Annotated in this window: 12 protein-coding genes; 9 read left to right on the forward strand and 3 right to left on the reverse strand. The window is 59.2% G+C overall.

Annotated features, from left to right (window positions below; genetic code table 11):
- The first annotated feature begins 115 nt into the window (after window positions 1-115).
- A complete protein-coding gene (gene gpmI, locus NW819_RS10745) occupies window positions 116-1,708 on the forward strand; it encodes a 2,3-bisphosphoglycerate-independent phosphoglycerate mutase (RefSeq protein ID WP_414413735.1) in 1,593 nt (530 codons plus the stop codon).
- Window positions 1,709-1,722: 14 nt separating this feature from the next.
- Here gpmI and NW819_RS10750 read toward each other — a convergent pair whose 3' ends face one another.
- Both NW819_RS10750 and NW819_RS10755 read right to left on the reverse strand, forming a co-directional pair.
- The gene (locus NW819_RS10750) at window positions 1,723-2,037 is read right to left on the reverse strand and encodes a hypothetical protein (protein WP_414330481.1); all 315 of its coding nucleotides are present in this window, start codon (window positions 2,035-2,037) and stop codon (window positions 1,723-1,725) included.
- Window positions 2,034-2,621 (reverse strand): DUF3177 family protein, encoded by a 588-nt coding sequence (locus tag NW819_RS10755; RefSeq protein WP_011434226.1) that lies wholly within the window; start codon window positions 2,619-2,621, stop codon window positions 2,034-2,036. Before NW819_RS10755 ends, NW819_RS10750 begins: the two co-directional genes overlap by 4 nt.
- Before the next feature lie 517 nt (window positions 2,622-3,138).
- Here NW819_RS10755 and NW819_RS10760 point away from each other — a divergent pair.
- The 8 genes from NW819_RS10760 (at window position 3,139) to NW819_RS10795 (ending at window position 9,084) form a co-directional block, all read left to right on the forward strand.
- Window positions 3,139-3,543: a hypothetical protein gene (locus tag NW819_RS10760; RefSeq protein ID WP_414413736.1), complete on the forward strand. Its 405-nt coding sequence runs from the start codon at window positions 3,139-3,141 to the stop codon at window positions 3,541-3,543.
- Between the two features lie 5 nt (window positions 3,544-3,548).
- Window positions 3,549-4,295 carry a F0F1 ATP synthase subunit A gene (gene atpB / locus NW819_RS10765; protein WP_414413737.1) on the forward strand — a complete coding sequence of 249 codons (747 nt, stop codon included), beginning with the start codon at window positions 3,549-3,551 and terminating at the stop codon, window positions 4,293-4,295.
- Between the two features lie 228 nt (window positions 4,296-4,523).
- Window positions 4,524-4,769, forward strand: a complete 246-nt coding sequence (gene atpE, locus NW819_RS10770) for an ATP synthase F0 subunit C (RefSeq protein WP_011430931.1) — start codon at window positions 4,524-4,526, stop codon at window positions 4,767-4,769.
- A gap of 94 nt (window positions 4,770-4,863) precedes the next feature.
- Window positions 4,864-5,337, forward strand: a complete 474-nt coding sequence (locus NW819_RS10775) for a F0F1 ATP synthase subunit B' (protein WP_011434221.1) — start codon at window positions 4,864-4,866, stop codon at window positions 5,335-5,337.
- Between the two features lie 35 nt (window positions 5,338-5,372).
- Window positions 5,373-5,936, forward strand: a complete 564-nt coding sequence (locus tag NW819_RS10780; protein ID WP_414349845.1) for a F0F1 ATP synthase subunit B — start codon at window positions 5,373-5,375, stop codon at window positions 5,934-5,936.
- A 20-nt stretch (window positions 5,937-5,956) separates the two neighbouring features.
- The gene (gene atpH / locus NW819_RS10785) at window positions 5,957-6,505 is read left to right on the forward strand and encodes an ATP synthase F1 subunit delta (protein ID WP_414413738.1); all 549 of its coding nucleotides are present in this window, start codon (window positions 5,957-5,959) and stop codon (window positions 6,503-6,505) included.
- Between the two features lie 43 nt (window positions 6,506-6,548).
- Window positions 6,549-8,069: a F0F1 ATP synthase subunit alpha gene (atpA, locus tag NW819_RS10790; RefSeq protein WP_011434218.1), complete on the forward strand. Its 1,521-nt coding sequence runs from the start codon at window positions 6,549-6,551 to the stop codon at window positions 8,067-8,069.
- Between the two features lie 70 nt (window positions 8,070-8,139).
- Window positions 8,140-9,084, forward strand: a complete 945-nt coding sequence (locus tag NW819_RS10795) for a F0F1 ATP synthase subunit gamma (protein ID WP_414330493.1) — start codon at window positions 8,140-8,142, stop codon at window positions 9,082-9,084.
- A gap of 5 nt (window positions 9,085-9,089) precedes the next feature.
- Here NW819_RS10795 and NW819_RS10800 read toward each other — a convergent pair.
- The coding region (locus NW819_RS10800) for an ABC transporter permease (protein WP_414413739.1) at window positions 9,090-10,082 on the reverse strand (993 nt) is incomplete at its 5' end.

Genomic DNA, 10,082 nt, shown 5'->3' on the forward strand with positions numbered 1-10,082 from the left:
TCCTTATCCTCTCAAAAGAAGATTGATAATATTGAAATCTTGAGTGCAAATGTAAGATCCGGTATCGTGTTGCCTGGGCTGGTATTATGTCTTAAATAAAACGAGAGGCCATTTCATGGATTCGCAATCGGTAGCACCTGTGGTTTTGGTGATCCTGGATGGCTGGGGTTATCGGGATGCTCTCGATGGCAACGCGGTGCTGGCTGCGGAAACCCCTGTCCTGGATAGCCTTTGGGCTGCCTATCCCCACACCCTGCTGCAAGCTTCGGGTCGGGCCGTGGGCCTGCCGGCAGGACAGATGGGCAACTCTGAAGTCGGGCACCTGACCTTGGGGGCAGGGCGGGTGGTGCCGCAGGAATTGGTGCGCATCAGCGACGCGATAGAGACAGGATCCCTCTTCCAGGATCCCTTGTTGATGCAAGTTTGTCGCCAGCTCAGAGAGCGAGGGGGCCGTTTTCACTTCGTTGGCCTTTGCTCCGAGGGGGGGGTTCACTCCCACATCGACCATCTCTATGGGTTGCTCAAGCTGGCGGCCCAGGCTGAGATTCCGGCCTATGTCCACGCCATCACCGATGGCCGCGACACCTTGCCCCGCGATGGTGCCAGAGTTCTGGCCGCCCTGGAAAAAGAGCTGCAATGGCTGGGCAATGGCGTCATCGCCACCCTGAGCGGACGCTACTACGCCATGGATCGGGATCGCCGTTGGGAGCGCACCCAAAAGGCCTACGAGATCATGACCCAAGACGGCCCTGGCCGTGGACAAAGCGCCGCGGAGGTGATGGAAGCTTTCTATGCCCAGGATCTCACAGATGAGTTCATCCCGCCCACCCGCCTGGCTCCGGGGGCTGTGCAGCCGGGAGATGCGGTGCTTTTCTTCAACTTCCGCCCAGATCGCGCCCGCCAACTTACCCAAGCCTTTGTCTGCCCAGACTTTTCGGGTTTTCAACGCCCCTTGCTGCCGGATCTCACCTTCATCACCATGACTCAGTACGAGGCGGAGCTGCCGGTGCAGGTGCTGTTCAAGCCGCAGAACCTGGATCACCTGCTGGGCCAAGTGGTGAGCGAGGCCGGCCTCAAGCAATTGCGCATTGCCGAGACGGAAAAATACGCCCATGTCACCTACTTCTTCAACGGCGGCATCGAGCAGCCCTTCCCCGGTGAGGATCGCATCCTGGTGCAAAGCCCGCTGGTGACCACCTACGACCAGGCGCCGGAGATGTCGGCAGTGGAAGTGACCGACAAAGCGATAGAGGCCATCGCCCGCCGCGAATACAGCCTGGTGGTGCTCAACTATGCCAATCCCGACATGGTGGGCCACACCGGCAACTACGAAGCCACCATCCGCGCTTTGGAGACGGTAGATCGCTGTTTGGGCAGGTTGCTGGCGGCAGTGGTAGATGCGGGAGGCACTACTTTGATCCTGGCGGATCATGGCAATGCAGAGCTGATGTGGGATGAGAACGGCAACCCCTGGACGGCCCACACCACCAACCCCGTTCCCTGCATTCTGGTGGAGGGGGAAAGGCGCAAAATCCCCGGCTGTGGCGGCGATGTCAAGTTGCGCTCCAACGGCACTTTGGCTGATGTGGCCCCCACCCTGCTGGAGATCTTGGGCCTGCCTCAGCCCCCCGAAATGACAGGACGTTCGCTTTTGCAGCCGGCAGAATACACCATCCTCCAGCGGCAACCCAGTCCTGTGGGGCGGTAGGTGCCAGGGATCCCTTACTCCGTCACTGGGATCCCTTCTTGGGCCAGCCATGCTGTTAGCTCTCCCCAGTTGCGATAGACAGCCAGAACCCGTGAGCGATCGGGGTGATAGGGGGCAGCCAAGCGCTCCAACTGCAAAAAGCGGGCCTGGGGAGGGATCACCGCCGCTTCGGGATCGGGGGGAGTGGGTCGGCGCAAGGAGCTGCTGTAGCCGCGGTAGATCAGCACCAGATCAGACTCTCCCTCGCTTTCCACCTCCACCCGCAGCACCTCTTGCGGGTGGTCTTGGCTATAGCGCTCCAAGGCCAAGGGCCAAGGCAGGGCCCTCATGCTTCCAGTTCCCCCTTATCAGTTCCGGGTCGCAGCCGCCAGACAAAGTAGAGGCTGTAGAGCAGGTAGGCCACCAGCCCCCAGGCCCCCACGCTCCCCAGCAGCTCCGGCGATACATTGGGATGGAAGATCTCCCGAAACCCCAGCGGTGGCCCAAACCAAGCCCGGCACTCCTCCGGCAGAGAAGTGCGGAAAGCACAGGGCACAAAGGCCCCCGAAAAGAGGATCCCGGCCCCCATATAACCAGTCAGGCCCCACCGCCAGAGCAAAAAGGCTCGCGCCGCCCAGGTTCTCGACTGCTCGAGAGCAGCACTCCAGTCCCGCCAAAACCAAAGACAAACCAAGATCAACAGCCGCGCCATTGCTCCACTGAGAAAGCTGACGGGCAGGCCCCCAATCATCAGGTACACCGTCACCGCCAAGAGGCTCGATACCCGCCAATAAACGATCAATAGCTGAATCAAGGGCCGCAACCCCACCGCAAAAGCCCAAATCAGCAGCAGCAATGGCATCACCACCGTCAGCGCCACTGCCAAGCGGTAGTCCAGCCAGATTGCATCCACCAGCCAACTCTGGGGAGTCATCCTCACCCTCTGCCACTCCTGCCCCTTAGTATATGAAACCTGGGGGATCCAGGACGGGACACAGAGAGTTACGGAATGTTAACGCCTGCTGACCATCCCCAGCAAAACTTTACACCCAGGAGGTTTCAGAAAGTTTTCCATTTTGCCGCTACCGATCCGCGAAAGTGGTAGATTCTTAGCTAGATCCTCAGAGGAGTATCCCTGTCGTTCGGAAGGCTGGCTGCCTGTCTGAGCGACGACCCGAGTTCCCTTCAGACCTTGACCCGGCTTAATCTCGTTAAGTATTGTTACTTAATCGTGTTATCTTGGGTTAAGGTTAAATCTCGAGAGGCATGACCTCGAAACCATGGCCCGTTCTTCCAGACTCCTCTCTCACAACGCTGCCCGCTGGAAGGCGACCCAGTGGAAGCCCAGACCACTGCCTCCCTTGGAGGATGCACCTCTTTCTCCAAAGCAGGAGGAAGAGACAAGGGATCTGGTCACGTCGGAGTCACCACCTGCCGTGGGGAAGCCTAGTTTGCCAGGGAACGTGAAGGGTGGAGCTAGGGGGGCAGCAGTTGCTGGCAGCGGGAGCTATGAAGCGCTGCAGCTGTGGCTGGTGCTGGTTACCTTGGGGGTAAGTCTGGCCATTGCCGTGGGAGTGGCCCTGGTTTACTCTCTGGGGGTAGCTGCCAACTACTTGCTGGGGGCAGTTGTTGGCGTGGTTTATCTGCGCATGCTGGGCCGCGGCGTAGCGGAGCTGGGCAAAAGCCGCAACCGTTTGGGGGTGACGCGTTTGGCTCTGTTTGTCGGGCTGATCGTTTTAGCCACTCAGGTGAAGTCTTTACAGATATTGCCCATTTTCCTGGGGTTCATGACCTACAAGGTCACCCTGCTCATTCATCTTGTCCAGACCTTGACCCGTTCATCTTCTTCTGTGTGATGCCCATGAACCTGTCCTTCTCCTCTCCTCCTCTTTTGGCAGAACTCGAGGTCGGCCATCACCTTTACTGGCACCTGGGCAAATTCACGGTTCACGGGCAGGTTTTGATCGCCAGCTGGATCGCCATTGCCCTGATCTTGACGGTGGTTATCTTGGGCACCCGTCAACTGAAGCGGGAGCCGGCTGGTCTGCAAAACTTTGTCGAGTATGCCCTGGAATTTGTGCAGAGCATTGCCCGTGCCCAGATTGGCGAGAAAAACTTCCGGCCCTGGGTACCCTATGTCGGCACCTTGTTCCTGTTCATCTTCGTCTCCAACTGGATGGGCAACCTCTTCCCCTGGAAGTTAATTCCCCTGCCGGAAGGGGAGTTGGCCTCCCCCACCAACGACATCAACACCACTGCCGGGTTGGCGCTGCTCACCAGCATCATGTATTTCGTGGCCGGCATCAGCAAGCGGGGGCTGTCTTATTTCAAAAAGTACATCGAACCTACCCCGATTCTGCTGCCCATCAACGTTTTGGAAGATTTCACCAAGCCCCTCTCCCTGAGTTTCCGTCTGTTCGGCAACATCCTGGCGGAAGAGCTGGTGATAGCGGTGCTGGTGCTGCTGGTGCCCCTGTTTATCCCAGTGCCGGTGATGGTTCTGTTCCTGTTTACAGGGGCGATTCAGGCTTTGATCTTCTCAACCCTCTCGGCAGCTTACATTGGAGAGGCGCTGGAAGGTCATGGAGGAGGGGATCACCGTGATTGAGGCCGCTGTTCGGTCGATCCACCTTGGCCCTTTTCGGGAAAATCATCTCAAGGGGGTCAGCGCAAGGGATCCCTTCTCTGGTAAGGTTTGTTGGGGCCGACAAGTTATGCTGAAGGCCGCCGACAAAGGGGTGAGCGAGGTCGATTTACTGAGCCCGGATCATCCCAAGGCTGAAAAGCGCTGTTGCTTTTGTATCGATGGTTTGTGAATGACAAGGAGCATCTCATTATGGATCCGTTAACCTCTGCTGCTTCTGTTTTGTCTGCTGCTCTGGCCATTGGCCTGGGATCCCTGGGTCCCGGTCTGGGTCAGGGGAATGCTGCCGCTGCCGCCATGGAGGGGCTGGCCCGTCAGCCCGAAGCGGAAGATAAGATCCGCGGCAACTTGCTGGTCAGCTTGGCTTTCATGGAAGCTTTGACCATCTACGGCTTGGTGGTGGCGCTGGTGCTTTTGTTCGCCAACCCCTTTGCTTAACTCTCATCGGGGGCGGACTGCATTGATTTACCCATCCGCCCGCCCCCTCACCCAGCTCCATCTCAGACTCAGTTCCTGTTGGGGTTGCAACGTCATGTTCTTTCCAACCTTGTTGGCTGTTGAAGCGGCTGAAAAAGGTGGTCTTTTCGATCTGGATGCCACCCTGCCCCTGATTGCCATTCAGTTTTTGCTGTTGGTGGCAGTGCTCAACTCCCTCTTCTATGAGCCGGTTACGCGGGCTATCGACAGCCGCAACGACTACATCCGCACCACTCAAGCGGAAGCCCAAGAGCGGTTGGACAAGGCGGTGTCGTTGACCCGACAGTATGAGTCTGAGATCAGCCAGGCCCGCTTGCAAGCCCAGCAGGTGATCGCTGAGGCAGAGGCTGCAGCTGCTCGCATTCGTTCCGAGAAACTGGCTGCTGTGCAGGCAGAGATCCAGCAGAAGCTGGAGGCGGCGCGGCTACAGGTCGAGCAAGAGAAGCAGGCAGCCCTCGAACAGCTGCAGCAGCAGGTGGATGCCATTGCCGCCCAGATTACCCAGAAACTGTTGGGCAGTGCTCGTTAGATCGCTGGTTGGAAGTACTTTTGGAGGAGCTTGCGATGCCTGTGTGGAGTTGGGTGGCCGGTTGGATCTTGGCTGTGGCCGAGACCACGGAGCTACTCCCAGAAGCCAAGGCAGGAGAGGGGGATCTCTTGGCCAAGATTCTCGAGAGCAACCTGATCAACATCGCGATCATTCTCACCTTGCTGTTTATCTTGGGTCGCAAAGTGGTGGGAGAAGCCCTGGCCAAGCGGCGGGAGGGGATCCTAGAAGAACTGCGGCAGGCGGAGCAGCGCAAACAGGAAGCCATCGAGAAGCTGGCGGAGGAGCAGCAAAAGCTGGCCCAGGCTCAGCAGGAGGCTGAACGTATCCGCAAGCAGGCGGAAGCCAACGCCGAAGCCCGTCGGCAAGAGTTGTTGGAGCAGGCGGAGCGGGAAGTTGAGCGGCTGCGGGCCAATGCCGAGAAAGAGTTGTCTAGCGAGCAGGAGCGGGTTTTTCAGGAGTTGCGTCGGCAGATCGTTCGCCAAGCCTTGAGCAAGGTGGAGCAGGAGCTGCCGCAGCACCTCAACGAAGAGACCCACCGCAGCCTGATCGAGAAAGGGATCCAAATGATTGCCCGCTAACTCTCAAGGAGGAGAAAGGTATGATCAGCAGCACAATGGCTGAGAAGGTGGTGGATCCCTATGCCGAGGCTCTCATTGCTCTTGGGTCAGGCCAGGGATTGCTGGACACTTTTGCCGCCGATATGCGCTTTATTGCCGAGGTTTTGCGGGCTACGCCGGAGCTGGGCCAGTTTCTCGCCAACCCGGTGATCAAGGCCGAGGCCAAAAAGAACCTGCTGCAGCAAGTATTTGCCGATCAGATCCACCCTCTGCTGCTGAATGCGCTGAAGTTGTTGACCGACCGCCGCCGTATCATGTTTCTCGGGGCCGCCTGCCGGCGCTTTTTGGATCTGCAGCGGAAGCTCCAGAACATCGTCCTGGCCGAAGTGACGACGGCGATACCCTTGACGGAAGCTCAGCAGCAGTCAATTCGCGAGCGGGTGATGGACTTCACGCGGGCCAGCGGCGTGGAGTTGCAAACTGCTCAGGATCCAGAGCTGCTGGGAGGGGTGGTCATCAAGATTGGATCCCAGGTGATCGACCTCAGCTTGCGTGGACAGTTGCGCCGGCTGGCCTTGCAGTTGGCCTAAGTTGGTTTTTGAGGATCCCTTCCCATTACTTGAGAGGACTGCTATGCCTACCATTCGCCCAGACGAGATTAGCACCATCATCAAACAGCAGATCGAGCAGTACAACCAGGAGATGCAGGTCTCCAATGTGGGGACAGTTCTGCAGGTGGGGGATGGCATCGCCCGCATCTACGGTTTGGATAAGGTGATGGCCAGCGAGCTGCTGGAATTTGAGGATGGCACCACCGGTATTGCCCTCAACCTGGAAGAAGACAACATCGGTGCCGTGCTGATCGGCTCCGGGCGGAATATCCAAGAGGGATCCACCGTCAAATCCACGGGCAAGATTGCCAGCATCCCGGTGGGGGAAGCCCTCTTGGGCCGCGTGGTGGATCCCCTGTGCAACCCCCTCGACGGCAAAGGCCCGATCCAGTGTACGGAGTCTCGCCTGATCGAATCTCCGGCACCTGGCATTGTCGATCGCCGCTCTGTGTACGAGCCCCTGCAAACCGGCATTACCGCCATCGATGCCCTGATCCCCATCGGGCGGGGGCAGCGGGAACTGATCATCGGCGACCGCCAAACCGGCAAGACCACCGTTGCTGTGGACACAATCCTGAACCAAAAAGGGCAGGATGTGATCTGCATTTACGTGGCCATTGGTCAGAAGCAGAGCACCATCGCCCAGGTGGTGGGCATCCTGACCGAGCGAGGGGCTATGGACTACAGCATTGTGGTGGCTGCCGGCGCCGATAGCCCGGCCCCGTTGCAGTGGCTGGCCCCCTACTGTGGCGCCACCATTGCTGAATACTTCATGTACCAGGGCAAACACACCCTGGTGGTCTATGACGACCTCTCCAAGCAGGCGGTGGCTTATCGGCAAATGTCGCTGCTGCTGCGCCGTCCACCCGGTCGGGAAGCTTATCCTGGGGATGTGTTCTACCTGCACTCGCGGCTATTGGAGCGAGCCGCCAAGCTGAGCAGCCAACTGGGAGAGGGATCCATGACGGCGCTGCCGATCGTGGAAACCCAGGCCAATGACGTGTCGGCCTACATTCCCACCAATGTTATCTCCATCACCGATGGGCAGATCTTCTTGGAATCGGATCTGTTCAACGCTGGCATCCGCCCAGCCATCAACGTCGGGATTTCCGTCAGCCGCGTCGGCTCGGCAGCTCAGACCAAGGCGATGAAAAAGGTGGCTGGCTCCATCAAGGTGGAACTGGCGCAATACCGCGATCTGGAGGCCTTTGCCCAATTTGCCTCTGACCTGGATGAGGCTACCCAAAAGCAGTTGGCCCGCGGCCAACGGCTGCAGGAGTTGCTGAAGCAGCCACAGTACTCTCCCCTGTCTCTGGATCAGCAGGTGGCCATTATCTATGCGGGGACGCGAGGCTATTTGGATGACATTCCGGTGGAGAAGGTCTCCAGCTTCAAACAGGGCCTTTTGGCTTACCTGGGCACCACCCATCCCAAGTATGGCGAGATCGTCCTCTCCACCAAGCAACTCACCGACGAGGCAGAAGAAATCTTGAAAACGGCCATCACAGAGTTCAAGCAGAGCTTCGTGGCCAAGGCGGCCTAGCCTGACGCGGATCCCTGTCAACCACCGTTCGCGTTAGCAGGACGGAGTCCTTAAATAGAGGGAGTAGGTTATGGCAAACCTCAAGCGCATCCGCGATCGCATCAAAGCGGTCAAAAACACCCGCAAAATTACCGAGGCCATGCGGCTGGTGGCAGCAGCTCGGGTGCGGCGCGCCCAAGAGCAAGTGATGGCCACCCGTCCCTTTGCCGACCGACTGGCCCAGGTTTTCTATCGGCTGCAAACTCGGCTGCGGCTGGAAGATGTCAACTTGCCTCTGCTGAAGCAGCGCCCCATCCAGACGGTGGGGCTGTTGGTGGTGGCCGGGGATCGGGGCTTGTGCGGAGCCTACAACGCCAACGTGATTAAGCGCACCGAGGAGCGGGTTCGCGAGCTGCAGGAGACAGGGCAGCAGGTGCAGCTTTACCTGGTGGGCCGCAAGGCGGTGCAGTATTTCCAGCGGCGCTCCGCTCCCATCGCCAAGACCTACGTGAATTTGTCGCAGATCCCCACGGCGGCTGAGGCTGCCCAGATTGGGGATCAGCTCCTCTCGGCCTTCTTGTCGGAGAAGGTGGACAAGGTAGAGCTGCTCTATACCCGCTTTGTCTCTTTGATCAGCTCCCGTCCGGTGGTGCAATCCCTGTTGCCCCTCGATCCGTCGCGGTTGGCCACTCAAGACGATGAAATTTTTCGTCTTTTGGTGCGGGGCGGAGAGTTTACTGTCGAGCGCAGCAAAGTCATCGCAGCGGTCTCGGCCCCACCTCAGGACATGATCTTTGAGCAGGATCCCGTGCAGATTTTGGATGCACTGCTGCCGCTGTACCTGAACAACCAGTTGCTACGGGCCTTGCAGGAGGCGGCGGCCAGCGAATTGGCAGCTCGCATGACGGCCATGAACAACGCCAGCGACAATGCCAGCGAGCTCATTCGCACGCTGGGTCTTGCCTACAACAAAGCTCGCCAGGCGGCTATTACCCAGGAGATCCTGGAGGTGGTGGCCGGAGCGGAGGCCTTGTAGGGTTCTCAAAGGAGATCCCCTGAGGAGCCGAGGTTGCGTTGTCGCGCCATCTGGGAGTTGAGCAGAACCACCGGCAAGATCCCCACCAAGACAATGGCCAAGGCCGGTGCCCCTGCTTCCGCCAGACGCTCATCGGCTGCCAAACGGTAGGTCTGCACCGCCAAGGTGTCGAAGTTGAAGGGCCGCAGCACCATCGTGGCCGGCAGCTCCTTCATCACATCCACAAATACCAGCAGCATAGCCCCCAAGAGGCCACCCCTCATCAAGGGCAAATGCACCTGCCACAGGGTGCCCAGGGATCCCTGTCCCAGGCTGCGGGCCGCTTCATCCAAACTGGGGGGAATGCGCAGCAGCGTGGCCTCGACGGTGGCCAAAGCCACGGCCAAAAACCGCACCAGGTAGCCGAACACCAAAGCCGTGAGGGTGCCACTGATCACCAGGCCAGGTGGCTGTTGCAGCACCACCTGCCGCAGGTAGCTCAGCAGTTGATCCAACCACCCTAGGGGAATCAGAACCCCCACTGCAATCACCACCCCAGGCAGCGCATAGCCCAGAGAAGACAACTGCACTGCCAGCCGCAGGCCCCACGGGGATCCCGCCCGTCCTAGCCCCTGCATGCGCAGCCCGTAAAGCACCACCACCGACACGGAAACAGCAATGATAGCCGTGATGGTGGATAGCCAAAAGCTGTTCTGGGCGTAGCTCCAAAAGCGGCGACCCAACTCCCCCTGCCGCAGGGTCATGTGGAGCAGGATCAAGGCCGGCACGACGAAGCCCAGCCCAATCGGGATCCCACAGGCTAGCCAAGCCCCCACCGCCCGGATCCCTTGTAGGCGGTAACGGGTTGGGGTGGGTTTGAACCCTTGGCGATAGTAGCGCGCCCGCCGGCGGGAGACCTGCTCCATCGTTATCAGCAGCAACACCAGCAGCAACAGCAGCGCCGAAAGCTGAGCCGCCGCCACCGGATTGCCCAGGGCCGTCCAGGTGCGGTAGATGCC

This window comes from Synechococcus sp. R8-2, assembly GCF_047461715.1.
Lineage (GTDB): Bacteria > Cyanobacteriota > Cyanobacteriia > Thermostichales > Thermostichaceae > Thermostichus.